Origin of the sequence: Streptomyces asoensis, from assembly GCF_016860545.1 — a bacterium.
GTDB classification, from domain to species: Bacteria; Actinomycetota; Actinomycetes; order Streptomycetales; family Streptomycetaceae; genus Streptomyces; species Streptomyces asoensis.
In genome coordinates this window covers 220,554-235,870 of sequence record NZ_BNEB01000002.1, presented here as the reverse complement: position 1 = coordinate 235,870, position 15,317 = coordinate 220,554, and the positions used below count along the sequence as shown (strand labels likewise).

Annotated in this window: 17 protein-coding genes; 9 read left to right on the top strand and 8 right to left on the bottom strand. The window is 74.1% G+C overall.

Translation table 11 applies throughout. The features are described 5' to 3' along the window. The first annotated feature begins 152 nt into the window (after nt 1-152). The 3 genes from Saso_RS04195 (at nt 153) to Saso_RS04185 (ending at nt 4,361) form a co-directional block, all read left to right on the top strand. Nucleotides 153-1,685, top strand: coding sequence for a S8 family serine peptidase (locus Saso_RS04195; protein ID WP_189927820.1), 1,533 nt, complete (start codon nt 153-155; stop codon nt 1,683-1,685). A gap of 147 nt (nt 1,686-1,832) precedes the next feature. Next, nucleotides 1,833-3,314, top strand: a complete 1,482-nt coding sequence (locus Saso_RS04190) for a CoA transferase (protein WP_189927821.1) — start codon at nt 1,833-1,835, stop codon at nt 3,312-3,314. 96 nt (nt 3,315-3,410) lie between these two features. Then, a complete protein-coding gene (locus Saso_RS04185; protein ID WP_189927822.1) occupies nt 3,411-4,361 on the top strand; it encodes a CopD family protein in 951 nt (316 codons plus the stop codon). A gap of 33 nt (nt 4,362-4,394) precedes the next feature. On the opposite strand, the gene Saso_RS04180 is transcribed toward Saso_RS04185, so the two are convergent. The 3 genes from Saso_RS04180 to Saso_RS04170 all read right to left on the bottom strand — a co-directional run bounded on the left by Saso_RS04180 (nt 4,395) and on the right by Saso_RS04170 (nt 6,896). After that, nucleotides 4,395-5,066 carry a lysoplasmalogenase gene (locus Saso_RS04180; RefSeq protein WP_189927823.1) on the bottom strand — a complete coding sequence of 224 codons (672 nt, stop codon included), beginning with the start codon at nt 5,064-5,066 and terminating at the stop codon, nt 4,395-4,397. Further along, nucleotides 5,063-6,070: a sterol desaturase family protein gene (locus Saso_RS04175; RefSeq protein WP_229901565.1), complete on the bottom strand. Its 1,008-nt coding sequence runs from the start codon at nt 6,068-6,070 to the stop codon at nt 5,063-5,065. Before Saso_RS04175 ends, Saso_RS04180 begins: the two co-directional genes overlap by 4 nt. Before the next feature lie 115 nt (nt 6,071-6,185). Continuing rightward, a complete protein-coding gene (locus Saso_RS04170; protein ID WP_189927824.1) occupies nt 6,186-6,896 on the bottom strand; it encodes a VIT1/CCC1 transporter family protein in 711 nt (236 codons plus the stop codon). Nucleotides 6,897-7,286: 390 nt separating this feature from the next. On the opposite strand from Saso_RS04170, the gene Saso_RS04165 reads away from it, so the two are divergent. From Saso_RS04165 to Saso_RS04145, 5 genes are all read left to right on the top strand, one after another. After that, complete coding sequence (locus tag Saso_RS04165) at nt 7,287-8,288, top strand: DEDDh family exonuclease (protein WP_189927825.1); 1,002 nt, start codon at nt 7,287-7,289, stop codon at nt 8,286-8,288. An 80-nt stretch (nt 8,289-8,368) separates the two neighbouring features. Continuing rightward, a complete protein-coding gene (locus Saso_RS04160; protein WP_078615750.1) occupies nt 8,369-8,602 on the top strand; it encodes a hypothetical protein in 234 nt (77 codons plus the stop codon). 91 nt (nt 8,603-8,693) lie between these two features. Next, the gene (locus Saso_RS04155) at nt 8,694-9,485 is read left to right on the top strand and encodes an SURF1 family cytochrome oxidase biogenesis protein (RefSeq protein WP_189927826.1); all 792 of its coding nucleotides are present in this window, start codon (nt 8,694-8,696) and stop codon (nt 9,483-9,485) included. 95 nt (nt 9,486-9,580) lie between these two features. Beyond that, on the top strand, nt 9,581-11,368 hold the full coding sequence (locus Saso_RS04150; protein WP_189927827.1) for a glycoside hydrolase family 15 protein: 1,788 nt from the start codon (nt 9,581-9,583) through the stop codon (nt 11,366-11,368). Between the two features lie 5 nt (nt 11,369-11,373). Further along, complete coding sequence (locus Saso_RS04145; RefSeq protein ID WP_189927828.1) at nt 11,374-12,129, top strand: SDR family oxidoreductase; 756 nt, start codon at nt 11,374-11,376, stop codon at nt 12,127-12,129. Nucleotides 12,130-12,207: 78 nt separating this feature from the next. Here the strand turns inward: Saso_RS04145 and amaP are convergent, their stop codons facing one another. Genes amaP through Saso_RS04120 form a run of 5 tightly spaced genes read right to left on the bottom strand, consistent with a single transcriptional unit; the run spans nt 12,208 to nt 14,507 of the window. Continuing rightward, a complete protein-coding gene (gene amaP, locus Saso_RS04140) occupies nt 12,208-12,786 on the bottom strand; it encodes an alkaline shock response membrane anchor protein AmaP (RefSeq protein ID WP_189927934.1) in 579 nt (192 codons plus the stop codon). A 5-nt stretch (nt 12,787-12,791) separates the two neighbouring features. After that, nucleotides 12,792-13,418, bottom strand: a complete 627-nt coding sequence (locus tag Saso_RS04135) for a DUF6286 domain-containing protein (protein WP_189927829.1) — start codon at nt 13,416-13,418, stop codon at nt 12,792-12,794. Next, on the bottom strand, nt 13,415-13,798 hold the full coding sequence (locus Saso_RS04130; protein ID WP_189927830.1) for an Asp23/Gls24 family envelope stress response protein: 384 nt from the start codon (nt 13,796-13,798) through the stop codon (nt 13,415-13,417). The genes Saso_RS04135 and Saso_RS04130 overlap by 4 nt, the downstream gene beginning before the upstream one ends. Beyond that, nucleotides 13,795-13,980 carry a hypothetical protein gene (locus Saso_RS04125; protein ID WP_189927831.1) on the bottom strand — a complete coding sequence of 62 codons (186 nt, stop codon included), beginning with the start codon at nt 13,978-13,980 and terminating at the stop codon, nt 13,795-13,797. Before Saso_RS04125 ends, Saso_RS04130 begins: the two co-directional genes overlap by 4 nt. Nucleotides 13,981-14,024: 44 nt before the next feature. Then, nucleotides 14,025-14,507, bottom strand: coding sequence for an Asp23/Gls24 family envelope stress response protein (locus tag Saso_RS04120; protein ID WP_189927832.1), 483 nt, complete (start codon nt 14,505-14,507; stop codon nt 14,025-14,027). Nucleotides 14,508-14,603: 96 nt separating this feature from the next. Here Saso_RS04120 and Saso_RS04115 point away from each other — a divergent pair, with 96 nt between their 5' ends. Continuing rightward, entirely contained in the window at nt 14,604-15,317 is a 714-nt protein-coding gene (locus tag Saso_RS04115) for a nucleopolyhedrovirus P10 family protein (protein WP_189927833.1), read from the top strand.

Genomic DNA, 15,317 nt, shown 5'->3' with positions numbered 1-15,317 from the left:
GTCAGGTCATGGGTCGGCAAACTCGCCGCCTGGAAGTCATTGCTGGCCGGTGAGTCGGAGAGATAGCTTCGGGCGAGCACCACCCGTCATGTACCTGCCCAGCAGTACCTGTGCTCGGGCCAGGTCCCTTATCCGGATGATGTGGAGACCCCATGGCTCATCTGCCTTCCAGACGCCGCCTCGCCCTCGCGGTGCCCGTCGTGCTGTCGCTGACCGCCTCCCTCGGCTTCCTGCCGACGGCGGCCTCCGCGGCCCCTGTCAAGGCCTCCGCCACCCGGGCGGCCGACGCCGGAACCCTGGCGTACGTGGTCAACACGAAGGCCAACCACAGCACGATCCGGAAGGTGAAGCAGGCGGTCGCCGAGGCCGGTGGCACCGTCGTCGCGACGTACGACAAGATCGGCGTGCTCGTCGTCCACTCGGCGAACCCGGACTTCGGTCCGCAGATACGCGCCGTACGCGGCGTGCAGTCGGCCGGTGCGACCCGTACCGCGCCGCTGAGCGCCGCGGGCACCACCGACGAGGGGGCCGCCCAGGTCCTGACCAAGGCGGAGGCCGCGAAGATCGAGAAGGCCTCCGACGCGGCGGGCCAGAGCGAGCCGCTCGAGGCCGACCAGTGGGACCTGCGGGCGATCGGCGCCGACAAGGCCGCCGCGATCAACCCCGGCAGCAAGAAGGTGACGGTCGCCGTCATCGACACCGGTGTCGACGACACCCACCCGGACCTCGCGCCGAACTTCTCCGCCTCCCAGTCGGCCAACTGCGTCGGCGGCGTCGCGGACACCACCCCCGGCGCCTGGCGCCCGTACAACCCGACCGAGGACTACCACGGCACCCATGTGGCCGGTGAGATCGCCGCCGCCCGCAACGGCATCGGCGTGGCGGGTGTCGCGCCCGACGTGAAGGTCGCGGGCATCAAGGTGAGCGACCCCAAGGACGGCCTGTTCTACCCGGAGAACGTCGTCTGCGCCTTCGTCTTCGCCGCCGACCACGGCGTCGAGGTCACGAACAACAGCTATTACGTCGACCCGTGGCTGTACAACTGCATGGACGACCCCGACCAGAAGGCGATCGTCGACGCGGTCAACAGGGCCCAGCTGTACGCCCAGAAGAAGGGCACGATCAACGTCGCCTCGGCGGGCAACTCCAACCACGACCTGGACTCCGACGCCCTGGTCGACGCCTCCAGCCCGGACGACGCCACGCCGGTCGAGCGGACCATCGACCCGCACGAGTGCTTCGACGTCCCGACCCAGCTGCCGGGTGTCGTCACCGTGAGCGCGACGGGCGTCAAGGGCACCAAGTCGTACTACTCCAGCTACGGTCTGGGTGTGGTCGACGTGGCGGCCCCGGGCGGCGACAAGTACCAGATCCCGGACACCCCGTCCGCCAACGGCCGCGTCCTGTCGACGCTGCCGAACAACGCGTACGGGTTCCTCCAGGGCACCTCGATGGCGTCCCCGCACGTGGCCGGTGTGGCCGCGCTGCTGAAGTCGACCCACCCGCACGCGAGCCCGGCCGAGCTCCAGGCGCTGCTGAAGCTCCAGGCCGACAGCACGGCGTGCCCGACGGAGCCGTACGACGGTGACGGCAACGGCGTCGTGGACGCTACCTGCGTGGGCGGCAAGCGTCTCAACGGCTTCTTCGGCCACGGCGTCGTGAACGCGCTGCGCGCCGTGAAGTAGCGAGGACGGTCCCGTCGACGGGGCCGAAGCGGCACGAGGGCCGGGCGGATCATCCGCCCGGCCCTTCCTCTTGCGCCGTGGGCTCCCCGTGCCGCCGACCGCCCCGGCCGACACATATTGATTCGATCAATAATGCATCATGGAGTCATGACATACATCACGTCCGCCTGGGCGGAACTGGGTGGCGATCCCGCCCTCCTCGCGCGCGTGTCGACCGTGGTCCGCGCGGACGCGCTGCCCGCACGGCTTCCCGTACGGGAGCTCGCCCGGGCCTGTGTCGGCGTGTGCGCGCTGGCCGGCGCGGAGCTGGGGGCTCGGCGGGCCGCCCTCGCGCGGGTGCCCCGGGTCCGGGTGGACGACGGCGCGGTCGCCGTCTCGTTCACCAGTGAGCGCCGGCTGCTCGTCGACGGGCGCGCACCGGTCGCCTTCGCCCCGCTGTCACGGTTCTGGCGGACGGCCGACGGCTGGGTGCGCACCCACGCCAACTACCCGCACCACCGCGTACGCCTGCTGCGCGCCCTCGGCCTGCCCGGGGACGCCGCTCCCACGGCCGTGGCGCGGGCGCTCGCGGGGCGGGCCGCCCTGGAGGTGGAGGACACGGTCCACGCGGCCGGCGGTCTCGCCGTCGCGCTGCGCACGCCCCGGCAGTGGACGGCCCACCCGCAGGCGGACGCGGTCGCCGCACGTCCCCTGGTCGAGCGCGGCCGGCTCGACGGATCACGCGCGCGCGGGTTCGCGCCGTTCGACGGCGGACCGCTGCTGCCCGCCGCCGGACTGCGGGTGCTGGATCTGACCCGGGTGCTGGCCGGGCCCGTCGCCACCCGCACCCTCGCGCTCCTGGGCGCCGACGTGCTGCGCGTCGACGCACCCCACCTGCCCGAACTGCCCGACCAGCACGCGGACACGGGCTTCGGCAAACGGTCGGCGCTGCTCGACCTGTCGAGCGACCGGCGCACCTTCGAGGAGCTGCTCGCGGCGGCCGACGTCGTGGTCACCGGCTACCGGCCGGGCGCCCTGGACCGGTTCGGGCTCTCCCCCGAGGCCCTGGCCGAACGCCGGCCCGGGCTGGTCGTGGCCCAGGTGTCGGCCTGGGGGGCGTACGGGCCGTGGGGCGCCCGACGCGGCTTCGACAGCCTGGTCCAGGCGGCCACCGGCATCGCGGTGCTGGAGGGCGGCACGGAGCGGCCCGGGGCGCTGCCCGCCCAGGCCCTGGACCACGGCACCGGTCATCTCCTGGCGGCGGCCGTGCTGCGGGCGCTGACGGAGCAGTCGTACGACGGCGGCAGCCGGTCCGTGCGGCTGGCGCTGGCCCGGACCGCGGCCTGGCTCACCGGGGGAACGGAGGCGGCCGGGGACGCGGAAGCGGCCGGGGACGCAGGCCGGCCCGCGGGGAGCGAGCCGGGCGAGGGCGTCCGGATGGACGAAGGGGACGGCAAAGGGATGACCAAGAAGGAGGAGCCCACGGCGGACGCGGGCGGACTGCGCGACGCCGGGCCCTGGCTCGCCGGGACGGACAGCCCGCTCGGACGGCTGCGGTACGCCCTCGCGCCGGTGTCGTTCGACGGCGGCCCCCGCGACTGGACCCGGCCGCCGGGGGCCTGGGGGGCCGATCCGGCGCGCTGGCTCTGAGCCGCGGTGAGGCCCGCTCCCGCCCGGGCCTCACCGCTTCCGGCACAGCCATGGACGATTTGCCCGGCTTTGTGGGATATGGCGAGGATTCCTGCCATGGCCCTCATACGACCGCCCGACGCACCCGAATCCCTCCGCCGCCCCGGCCACGGCCGGGCGGTGGCGCTGCTCGCCCTGGTGGCGCTCGCCGCCCTGGTCCCGCTGCTCGGGCCGTCCGTCGCCGCGCACGGCACCACACAGGCCCTGAGCCCCGACTCCGGCATGGTCGCACTGCTGCGGACCCTGCTGTTCGCCGCGCTGTGCGTGCAGATGGGAGAGCTGTTCGCGGCCTTCCTCGTGCGCAGGTCCCCCGGGGCCCCGGCGGACCGGCCGGTCAGCTGGGCGCCTTACGCGGCGGTCGTGGGGTTCGGCGCCGCCGCGGCGGCCGGGGAGCTCGCGCCGCACGGCCACGGCTCGCGAAGCGGCGTCCTGGCGCTGCTGGAGGCGATCGCGTTCGCCGTGGCCGGGCTGTGCGCGCTCACACGCCGGCCCGACCGGCAGGCGTGGCCGCTCGCCGCGGTGATCCTGGCCGAAGCGCTGCGCGCGCATCCGCCGACCGAGCCCACCGCGCTGATCGGGTCCGGGCTGACGGTGGTCCATCTGACGTGCTCCGCGCTGTGGGCCGGCGGACTGCTGAACGTGCTGCGCCTGCTGCGCCGGTGGAACGGCAGCGGGGCAGGAACCGCACTGCTCGGGCTCTACGCGCGCGTGGCGGCCGTCCTGTTCGCCGCGGTCACCGCGACCGGCCTGTGCAGCTCCCTGCGCAGGCTGCCGTCGGAGTCGGTGCTCGACGGGCTCACGGCGACGGCGTACGGGCGCGTGCTGCTCGCCAAGGTGCTCCTCGTGGGCGCGGTCGCGGTGCTCGCCCTGTGGGCCCGGACCCGGCTGCGCCGGGCCCCCGACCCGCTGGCCGCGTGCTCCCCCGCGCGCGTGGAGATCGCCGCGCTGGCCGTGGTGGTCGCGGTGTCGGGACTGCTGACGGCGCTGCCGCTGCCCGGCGCGGGGTGAGGACCGGTGCGGTCGCGCGCGATCAGCACGCGATCAGCAGGGGACGCCCGAGGTCGTCCGCTCCCGCTCCCGTCCCCCCTCCGCGTTCCGGTGGATCGTCGCGCCCCGGGCCAGCAGGAACTGCGCGGCGATGTAGGTGAGCATGATCCACAGGTCGGGGCGCGGCGGCTGCGGCCACTCGGCGACGCCGGTCGCGATGAGGGTGTCGGAGAGCAGGAACAGCGCACCGCCCACGCCCGCGACCGGGCCGAGCCGGGCCGACGCGCCGTACGCCATGGCCGTGAGCAGGGTGCTGTAGACGGCCACGGGGACGCGCAGACCGGCGGGGAGGTCGGACCACAGCAGGGCGACGGTGGCGATCAGGGCGACGGCGTAGCAGGGGGCGAGCAGCGCGGCATGCGCGCGTGGCCGGCCGGTGCGGGCGAACAGCGCCAGGTAGCAGACGTGTCCGGCGGCGAAGGACGCCATGCCCGCGAGGAACGCCGGGTCGGCGTCGGACAGCAGCAGGACGTCGCCGCCCCAGCCGCACAGCAGGGCCACGACGAGCAGCCGGGGCGCGCCGCGCAGGGCCGCCCAGGCGGCCAGGAGGGGCATCAGCAGCGGCTTGGCGACCAGGTGCCCCGCGGGGAAGCCGGACGCGAGGGCGAGCAGGTCGCCGGCCGCGGCGAGGGCGAAGAGGGCGAGGAGGACGCGCGAGCGGGTCACGCGGCCGTGCTCTCCCCGACGGAGGCGCCGGTGGCCCCGGCGGCCTTCACGTCACCGGCGCCGCCGGTCTCGGCGGCCGTGATGCCGACGGTCTCCGCGGGCGTGCCGGTTCCGGTGGTCCCCGCGGGCGTGCCGGCGCCTGCTCCGGTGTTCGGCACGGGCGTGGCGGCGGCCGACGCCGGCTGCCAGCCCGGGCCGCGGAAGACCCGCCCCGCGCGCTCGCGCCAGCCGCTCGCCGCCCGCACGTCCCTGGCGATGGCGACGTACTCGTGGGTGGCCACCTTGATCGGGTTGAACGTGTTGATGTTCTTCGTCAACCCGTAGACGGGCCGGTCCACCTCGGGCACGAACGACCCGAAGAGCCGGTCCCAGACGATGAGGATGCCGCCGAAGTTGCGGTCCAGGTAGCCGCCCTGCGAGGCGTGGTGGACGCGGTGGTGGGAGGGCGTGTTGAACACGAACTCGAACCACCGGGGCATCCTGTCGATCCGCTCGGTGTGGATCCAGAACTGGTAGACGAGGTTCGCCGAGGAGCAGAACGCGAGCGCGGCCGGGTGGACGCCCAGGGCGACGAGCGGGACGTAGAACGGCCAGACGGTCAACGAGGTCCAGGGCTGGCGCAGGGCGGTGGTGAGGTTGAACTTCTCGCTGGAGTGGTGGACGACGTGGCAGGCCCACAGCACACGGATGACGTGGTGGCCGCGGTGGGACCAGTAGTAGAAGAAGTCCTGCGCGAGCAGCATCAGCGGGACCGTCCACCACAGGACCGGCACGCGCAGCGGGGTCAGCTCGTAGACCGCCGTGTAGATCGCGAGGATCGGGATCTTCCAGAAGAAGTCGAACACGAGACTGCCGAGCCCCATGCCGACGCTCGTGGCGGCGTCCTTCGTCTCGTACCCGGCCGCGTCCTCGTCAGGATGCAGCCGGACGCTGATCACCTCGATCACGGTGAGCAGCACGAAGGCGGGTATCGACCACAGCACGACATCGGGCAGGTTCGGCATGCAGGCACCGTAGAACCGCTTCCGGGCTGCGGCTAGACGTTGTTACCGACAAGTATTACCGACGGTATGCGCTTGCTTGTTGTGACCTTCCCTCAGACGCCCCCGGACGACGCCCTCAGACTCCCGCCGCTCCGAGCAGCGATCCGACCAGATACGTCGCGCCCATCGCCAGCGCCCCGCCCGCGACATTGCGCAGGACGGCCGGCCGCGGCGCCGCGGCCCCGAGGCGGGCGCTGCTCCACCCCGTGCAGACCAGCGCGACCAGGACCGAGGCGACGGTGACGGCGAGACGCGCGTCGGCCGGGGGCAGCACGATGGCGAGCAGGGGCAGCAGGGCACCGACCGTGAAGGCGAGGAAGCTCGCCCAGGCCGCGTGCCAGGGGTTGGTGAGGTCGTCGGGATCGATGCCGAGCTCCACGCGCGCGTGCGCCTTGAGGGCGTCCCGTTCCGTGAGCTGGACGGCGGCCTCCCTCGCGACGTCCCGGGACAGCCCGCGTTCCTCCAGCAGCTCGGTCAGCTCCTCCAGCTCGGCCTCCGGCTGCTCGCGCAGCTCCCGGCGCTCCAGCGCGAGGGCGGCCCGTTCGGAGTCGCGCTGGGTCGACACGGAGACGTACTCCCCCGCCGCCATGGACATCGATCCGGCGAGCAGACCGGCGAGGCCCGCCGTCAGCAGGGCCGAGCGGTCGTCCGTGGCGCCGGCCACGCCGACGACGAGACCGGCGGTGGAGACGATGCCGTCGTTCGCGCCGAGGACCGCCGCGCGAAGCCAGTTGAGCCGGGATCCGAGCGAGCCGCCGTGGGCCTCGGCGTGGGTGGGTTCCGTCACAGGACGGAGGATGGCACCCCGGCGCACACGGGCGCAGTACCGACGCTCGGCGGAGGGGGACGGGCACGGGAACGGCACGGTCACGGAAGCGGCGGCCGGCCACGGGAGGGAACCACGGGCCGTGACGACCCCGACGACGACCAGGGGGACGTAACAGGTCAATCAGGGGCACAGTATGCGCGCACGCCCTCAGGACGACGTCCCGGACGGCGGGGACGGCCGGAGCGTGAATTCCGGCCCGGCGCAACGCGGTTGGCGGCCGGTGGCCGCGGGAGAGCGGCACGCGCGCGTGCGGGGCACGAACTCCCGTACGGCCCCGAGGGCTTCGCGCGCCCCTGACGCGGGGCGGGTGCGGTGGGGTGTCGGTGGGGGCCCGTATCCTCAGTGACCATGCTCGAAGACCACACGACGACAGCGTCCTCCCCCACGGAGTGGCCGACCGCGTATCCCGGGGGATACGCGGTCGTTGACGTGGAGACCACCGGCCTGGCCCGGGACGACCGGATCATCTCCGCCGCCGTCTACCGGCTGGACGCGCGCGGGGAGGTGGAGGACCACTGGTACACGCTGGTCAACCCGGAGCGCGACCCGGGCCCGGTGTGGATCCACGGTCTGACGAGCGACGTCCTCGAGGGCGCGCCCCTCTTCCGGGACGTGGCGGAGGAGTTCGCCGCCCGGCTCGACGGACGGGTGCTCGTCGCGCACAACGCGGTCTTCGACTGGCAGATGATCGCGCGGGAGTACGCGCGCGCCGAGCGTGAGGCGCCCGTGCGGCAGCGGCTGTGCACCATCGCGCTCTCCAAGGAGCTGGGGCTGCCGCTGCCCAACCACAAGCTGGAGTCGCTGGCGGCGCACTACGGCGTCGTCCAGCAGCGGGCGCACCACGCGCTCGACGACGCGCGCGTGCTGGCGGAGGCGTTCCGGCCCAGCCTGCGGGCCGCGGCCGCGGGCGGTGTCCGGCTGCCCCTGCTGGAGTGCCGGCCGCTGACGGAGTGGGCCGACCGCCCGTCGCCGCTGATCGGCCGCCAGGCCGGTGGTTCCGGCGGCGGCTACGGCAGCTACCGGCCGGGCAGTTGGCGGCCGTCGCGCAAAAGGCCCGCATGCCCCCATCCCAACCCCGGCCGGTACGAAGACGGCAAAAGGCTCAAGCAGGGCATGCGGGTCGCCTTCTCGGGTGACACGTCGGTCGAGCGCGAACTGCTGGAGGACCGGGCCGCCGAGGCGGGACTGCACGTGGCCACGAGCCTGTCCCGGCTGACCAGCCTGCTGGTCACCAACGACCCCGACTCGGGCACGTCGAAGGTGGTGAAGGCCCGCCAGTTCGGGACCCCCGTCGTCGACGAGGCCGCCTTCGGGCAGCTCCTGCGGGATGTCGAACCGGCCGACGGGTGAGCCCTGCGTACGGGTGATTGACACGCGACTCGCCCACCGGCCGCTCGCCCGCGCGCGGGCGACGGCTCACCCTGTGGCGCATGGCGAGATGCGAAGTCTGCGGCAATGACTACGGAATGACCTTCGAAGTGCACGCGCAGGGCGCGATCCATGTCTTCGACTGCTTCTCCTGTGCGATCCACCGCATGGCCCCGATCTGCGAGCACTGCCGGGTGCAGATCATCGGCCAGGGCGTCGAGGTGGAGGGGCACTGGTACTGCGGTGCGCACTGTGCCCGGGCGGAGGGCAGGGCGGGCATCGTCGACAAGGTGTGAGCCGGCCGGGGCGGCCCCGGGACCCGACACCGGGACGCCCCGTCCGGTACCCGCGCGCGGGAACCCCACGACCGAGTTGTACGGTCGTGGGGTGTACCGCTTCCTGTTGTCCCGGCAGTGGGTGATCCTCACGCTGGTCTCCCTCCTCCTCATCCCCACGATGATCAGGCTGGGCTTCTGGCAGATGCATCGCTACGACGAGCGCACCGCGCGCAACCAGCTGGTCTCCGACGCGCTGACCGCCGCGGCGGTGCCCGTCGAACGGCTCACCACCCCCGGGCACACGGTCACCCGCGACGAGCGGTACCGCAGCGTCACCGCCACCGGCTCCTTCGACACCGCCCGTGAGGTCGTCGTCAGGCGCCGGGTCAACGCCGACGAGACGGTCGGCTTCCACGTCCTCACCCCGTTCGTGCTGACGGACGGCACGGTGCTGCTGGTCGACCGGGGCTGGATCCCCGCGGACGCCGCGAGCCAGACCGCGTTCCCGAAGGTCCCCGCGCCGCCCGGCGGCCGGCTCACCGTCACCGGGCGGCTGATGCCCGACGAGACGACCGCGGCGAGCGGCATCAAGGACCTCAAGGGCCTCCCGGACCGCCAGGTCATGCTGATCAACAGCGAGCAGGAGGCCCGGCGGCTGGGCGCGCGGGTGCTCGGCGGCTACATCGCCCAGACGGCGCCCGAGCCGAAGGGCGACACCCCCGAGCTGGTCGGCCGGCCCGGCAGCGAGGACGCGGCCCTGAACTACGCGTACGCCATACAGTGGTGGCTGTTCTCCGCCGGGGTCCCGATCGGCTGGGTCGTCCTGGTGCGCCGTGAGGCCCGGGACCGGTCGCAGGCCGCCGCCCGGGAGACGGAGCAGGCCGAGCCCGCGACGGTCTGAACCCCGCCCGGCCGCCGTCACGCCGGTGAGGCCCGCGTCACCCGCCCGGCCGCAGCCCTGATTGTGCTCAGGGCGCGCCGGGAACCCGGAACTGCGTGCACCCCCGCATCGAGAACTACGCGCTCATCGGCGACGAGCAGACCGCCGCCCTGGTCGGCACGGACGGTTCCGTCGACTGGCTCTGTCTGCCCCGCTTCGACTCCGGGGCCTGCTTCGCGCGCCTCCTCGGCGACGAGGACAACGGCCACTGGCGCATCGCCCCCAAGGGCGTGGAGGGTCCCTGCACCCGGCGCGCCTACCGGCCCGACACCCTGGTCCTGGACACCGAGTGGGAGACCGCCGAGGGCGCGATCCGGGTCACCGACCTGATGCCCCAGCGGGACCGGGCCCCCGACGTCGTACGGATCGTGGAGGGCCTGCGGGGCCGGGTCACCGTCCGCAGCACGCTGCGGCTGCGCTTCGACTACGGGTGGATCATCCCGTGGATGCGCCGGTCCGACGGTCACCGCGTGGCGATCGGCGGACCGGACGCGGTCTGGTTCCGCAGCGAGCCGCCCGTGCCGACCTGGGGCGAGGACTTCGGCACCCACTCGCAGTTCACGGTCTCCGAGGGCGAGTCGGTGGCGTTCGTGCTGACCTGGCATCCCTCGCACGAGTCACGGCCGCCGCTCGTCGACCCCTGGGAGGCGCTGCGCGTCAGCGTGGACGACTGGCGGGCCTGGGCCGCCCGCTGCCGCTACGACGGGCCGCACCGGGACGCGGTCGTCCGCTCCCTGATCACCCTCAAGGCCCTCACCTACGTGCCCACGGGCGGCATCGTGGCGGCGCTCACCACGTCGCTGCCCGAGGAGCTGGGCGGGGTCCGCAACTGGGACTACCGCTACTGCTGGCTGCGCGACTCCACCCTCACCCTGGGCGCCCTCCTGGCCGCCGGGTACGAGGACGAGGCGGAGGCCTGGCGCAACTGGCTGCTGCGGGCCGTGGCGGGCGATCCGGCGGACCTCCAGATCATGTACGGGCTCGCGGGCGAGCGCCGGCTGCCCGAGTGCGAGCTGCCCTGGCTGTCCGGTTACGCGGACTCCAAGCCCGTACGGATCGGCAACGGGGCCGTGGACCAGCTGCAACTGGACGTCTACGGCGAGGTCATGGACTCGCTGTCGCTGGCCAGGACCGCGGGCATGTCGCCGAGACCGCACATGTGGTCGTTGCAGTGCGCGCTGATGCAGTGGCTCTGCGAGAACTGGCGGCAGCCCGACGAGGGGCTGTGGGAGGTGCGCGGCGGCCGGCGCCAGTTCGTGCACTCCAAGGTGATGGTGTGGGTGGCCGCCGACCGGGCGGTGCGGGCGCTGGAGGAGTACCCCGACCTGCGCGGCGATCTGGCGGGCTGGCGGGCGATGCGCGACGAGATCCACCGCGAGGTGTGCGAGCAGGGGTACGACCCGGTGCGCAACACGTTCACCCAGTACTACGGTTCGCGCGACCTCGACGCCTCGCTGCTGCTCATCCCGCGGGTCGGCTTCCTGCCGCCGGACGACCCGCGGGTGGTCGGGACCGTGGACGCGGTCCGCGAGGAACTCGGCCACGGCGGTCTGCTGCGCCGCTACAGCACGGACGGCGCGGCCGTCGACGGGCTGCCGGGCGACGAGGGCACCTTCCTGGCCTGCTCGTTCTGGCTCGCGGACGCGCTGCACATGACGGGCCGTACGAAGGAGGCCAGGGAGCTGTTCGAGCACCTGGTGGGCCTGGCCAACGACGTGGGGCTGCTGGCCGAGGAGTACGACCCGACGACCGGCCGGCATCTCGGCAACTTCCCGCAGGCGTTCAGCCACATCGGCCTGGTGAACACCGCCCTCGCCCTGTTCGGGGACGAGCGGGCAGGATAGGGGCCATGGATCTTGGACTGAAGGACCGGGTGTACGTCGTCACCGGGGCCACGCGGGGCCTCGGCAACGCCACCGCGCGCGAACTCGTCGCGGACGGCGCGAAGGTCGTCCTCACCGGGCGCGACGAGCAGCGCGTCGCCGCCGCGGCGGCCGAACTGGGACCGGCGGCGATCGGTGTCGCCGTCGACAACGCCGACCCCGGGGCGGCGGAGCGGCTGATCGCGGCGGCCCGCGAGGCCTTCGGCGGTTTCGACGGCGTGCTGGTGAGCGTGGGCGGTCCGCCGCCCGGGTTCGTCGCGGACAACACGGACGAGCAGTGGCAGGCCGCGTTCGAGTCGGTGTTCCTCGGGGCGGTCCGGCTGGCGCGGGCGGCCGCCGCCGAACTGGAGGCGGGCGGGGTCATCGGGTTCGTGCTCTCGGGGTCGGTGCACGAGCCGATCCCCGGCCTGACGATCTCCAACGGTCTGCGGCCGGGGCTCGCCGGGTTCGCGAAGTCGCTCTCCGACGAGCTGGGCCCGCGGGGGATCCGGGTGGTGGGCCTGCTGCCGGCCCGTATCGACACCGACCGGGTGCGCGAGCTGGACGGGCTGTCGGCCGACCCGGAGGCCACCCGGGCCGCGAACGAGTCCCGGATCCCGCTGCGGCGCTACGGCACCCCGGCGGAGTTCGGCCGGACGGCCGCGTTCCTGCTCTCCCCGGCGGCCTCCTACCTCACGGGCCTCATGGTGCCGGTGGACGGCGGGATGCGGCACGGCTTCTGACCGTCCCCGGGGCAAGAGGCCGGCCGCGGACCCTGCGTCCGCGGCCGGCCCTTCCCGTGCCCGTCTGTGCGTGCCTGCCTAACTGACCCGTTCCGCCTTGTGCCTGACGCCCCGCATCCGGACCTCCGCGGGCAGGGCTTCCAGCGCCGCCGACTCCCGCGCGTGGGTCAGGGCCCTCGCCGTGAGCTGGTCCAGGGTCGTCGCCGGGTCCACGTGCGGCTCCAGTTGCAGGCGTACCCGCGCCGCGGGTGCCTCCCTGCGGCCGGTCAGCGCCACGTGCGCGTGGGCGACGCCGTCCAGCCGCGCCGCATCGGCGGTGAGGACGCCCTCCAGGGCGCGGCCGCGCAGCAGGGCTCCCGCTCCGTCGCCCGTGTCCACGAGGAGCTCCCCGAGCCGACGGCGGCGCAGGACCGCGGTGAGCCACCACAGGGCCAGCAGGACGAGGAGGGCGAGGGCGCCGATCACCGTCGGCCACCACCAGCCGTCACCGCGCCAGCGGGTGCGTTCGGCGGTGGTGAGCAGGACGTCGTGAGGGCCCTGGTGCAGCCACCAGGAGGGCGGCGGGGCGCCGAACCCCACGGCCAGCACCGCGCCGCCGACGGCGAGCAGCACCGCTCCGACGACGGCGAGGAGCACGCGGTTGACGGTGGCGAGCATCGCGCTCACCTCTTCTTCCCGGGTCGCCGTACATGGACCGACAGGGTGAGCGGCCGGACCAGTCCGAGGCCGCGGACCGCGTCGGCGAGAACGGCGTCCAGGTCGGCGTGCACGTCGTCCAGGTCGCGGAAGTGGCACAGGGCCCGGACGTCCGCCCTGCGCCGGCCCGCGCGCACCCGTACCGACTGCACGCCGGCCACCTCCATGGCCCGGTCGCGCAGCACCAGGGCGGCCGCGTCGCGGTCCAGTCCCGCCCGGACGTCCGGGTGGGTGCGGCGCATCGGCAGGACGTCCCGGAGCCCGGGGGTCACGGCCAGCAGGATCAGCCACAGACCGAGGGCCGCCGCGACACCGGCCCCGACCCGTACCCAGATGTCGTCCAGGGGGCGTTCGGCCAGCTGGTGGGCCAGTCCGCTGCGCCAGGCCATGGCGGAGCGATGCGCGCGCACGGCCGCCACGTCGTACAGGAAGGCCCCGGCGACGACGAGCAGCACGACCGCGACGACGGCGGCCGGGACCCGGCGCGCCGACCAGAAGCGGTGCTCGGCGGCGCCCGTCGTGCCGGGTCCTTCGTCGCGCGTGGGTTTGTCCAGAACGGGCACTGTGCCCTGCAAGCCTGTGGGCTCGCTCATCGCGTCCTCCCGTGCGCCGGGCCGGCGGCCGATGCCAGGTGCAGCCGTTCCACCTGGACGGCGACCTCCGGGACCTCCATTCCCACCAACGCGCCTACCCGCTCGGCGACATGCCGACGCACCCGGTGGCAGCGCGCGCCGATGTCGGTCGGATAGTCGAGTTCGAGGTGGACCCGGACGTGCGCCGCCTCGTGGTGGACGACGACGGTGGCGTGCGGGCGCCCGGCGTCGTCCGGCAGCGGGCCGACCGCCTCACGCGCGGCCTGCGAGGCGATCTTCGCCACGACCCGGTCGGCGATGCGGGTCGCACCGCGCTCGCCCGGGGGAACGGCGGACGGGCGCCCGCCCGCGGCGCCGCCTCCCTCCTCCACGGGTCTCACCGGCGCCGGTCGCCGCGGGTGCGGAACAGGTCGCCGAGCTCCAGGTCCCCCTCGAGGAACCGGCCGACGACGAACCCGATGGCGCCAAGTGCCGCCACCAGCAGGAAGGCTCCGAACCCGCCGAAGTATCCGGCGAAGCCCAGCGCCATGCCGGCGATCATGCCGACCACGGCCATGCTCAAGGTGCTCTCCCCTCGGCGGTCCGGTCACCCGGCCGTCTGCGGTGTCACTGGATCCGGGGTTCCGGCTCCTCGTCCTCTTCGTCGGGCAGCTTGACGTCGCTGACCGCGATGTTGACCTCGACGACCTGGAGTCCGGTCATCCGCTCCACGGCCGCGATCACGTTCTCCCGCACGGCCTGCGCGACATCGGCGATGGCCACGCCGTAGTCGACGACGATCTCCAGGTCGAGGGCGGTCTGCACCTCGCCGACCTCGGCCTTGACTCCTCGGGTCACCGACTTCGAGCCGCCGGGCACCCGGTCCCGCACTGCTCCGAAGGTGCGGCTGAGGCCGCTGCCCATCGCGTGGACGCCCAGGACGTCCCGTGCCGCGAGGCCCGCGATCTTCTCCACGACCCCGTCGGCGATGGTGGTGCGCCCCCGGGTCGACGGGTCCCCGCCGCCGCGTCTGGTCGTCTTGCGGGTCCCCAGCGGCTCGGTTCCTGAGTCGGAGACCTGGGTGCGGTGCTGCTCCGTTGGCTCGGTCATCGCCGTACGTCCTTACGTCCGGTTCGTTCCTCGTTCCTGTGACCACCGTAAGCGCGGTTGCGCCGCCGCGCCCCGGGGATGCGGCAGGCTGGAGCAATGACGGCGGACGGATGGACGAGCGCGGTACGGCAGCAGCTGGCCCTCGGCCGGCTGCTCCCCCTGGGCGGGCCGCGGGACGGTGCGTGGATCACGGAGACCGCGGCCGTGGCGGTGCTGCGGCGGGCGGTGCGGCAGGTGGAGGGCGTCCGGCCGGGCGTGCTGCGGATCGCCGCGGCCGATCCGGCCGGGGTGTACGAACCCGCGGTGCCGCCCCCGCCCGGCGCCCTGCCGCCCGGCCCGCTGCGGGTGACGGCGGACATCGCCGTGTTCGCGTCCGAGCCGTTGCCGGCGGCCGCGGCCCGGCTGCGGGCGGCGCTGGCGGCGGCCGCGACGGAGCGTCTGGGCCTGCCGGTGTCGGACGTGGATCTACGGGTGACCGCCCTGCTGGAGGAGGCCCCGGAACCGGCGGCGGTACGGCCCGCTTCCGAACCGCCCCCGGTGGGGACGGCGCAGCACGGCGACGAGGCACGCGCGGCCGTCGCCGCGCTGTCCGTGCCGGGGGTGACGCGGCTGACCGACGTCGCCGGCGGGGCGGTGCGCATCGAGGAGCGGGAGCGGGCGGCGGCCCTGCCGCGCCGCCACGCACGCGTGGAGATCGCGGTGAGCGCGCACCACCGGGCCCTGGACGTGGCCCGGCAGGTGCGCCGGGTGGTGCCGGAGGCGCTAGGGGATCACCCGACGGTGACCGTGCTGGTCACGGCGGTGGAGTGA

Coding starts and splice junctions, on each gene's coding strand:
- Saso_RS04195 (WP_189927820.1), top strand. CDS start 153: ATGGCTCATCTGCCTTCCAGACGCCGCCTCGCCCTCGCGGTGCCCGTC.
- Saso_RS04190 (WP_189927821.1), top strand. CDS start 1,833: ATGACATACATCACGTCCGCCTGGGCGGAACTGGGTGGCGATCCCGCC.
- Saso_RS04185 (WP_189927822.1), top strand. CDS start 3,411: ATGGCCCTCATACGACCGCCCGACGCACCCGAATCCCTCCGCCGCCCC.
- Saso_RS04175 (WP_229901565.1), bottom strand. CDS start 6,070: ATGCCGAACCTGCCCGATGTCGTGCTGTGGTCGATACCCGCCTTCGTG.
- Saso_RS04165 (WP_189927825.1), top strand. CDS start 7,287: ATGCTCGAAGACCACACGACGACAGCGTCCTCCCCCACGGAGTGGCCG.
- Saso_RS04160 (WP_078615750.1), top strand. CDS start 8,369: ATGGCGAGATGCGAAGTCTGCGGCAATGACTACGGAATGACCTTCGAA.
- Saso_RS04145 (WP_189927828.1), top strand. CDS start 11,374: ATGGATCTTGGACTGAAGGACCGGGTGTACGTCGTCACCGGGGCCACG.
- amaP (WP_189927934.1), bottom strand. CDS start 12,786: ATGCTCGCCACCGTCAACCGCGTGCTCCTCGCCGTCGTCGGAGCGGTG.
- Saso_RS04135 (WP_189927829.1), bottom strand. CDS start 13,418: ATGAGCGAGCCCACAGGCTTGCAGGGCACAGTGCCCGTTCTGGACAAA.
- Saso_RS04120 (WP_189927832.1), bottom strand. CDS start 14,507: ATGACCGAGCCAACGGAGCAGCACCGCACCCAGGTCTCCGACTCAGGA.
- Saso_RS04115 (WP_189927833.1), top strand. CDS start 14,604: ATGACGGCGGACGGATGGACGAGCGCGGTACGGCAGCAGCTGGCCCTC.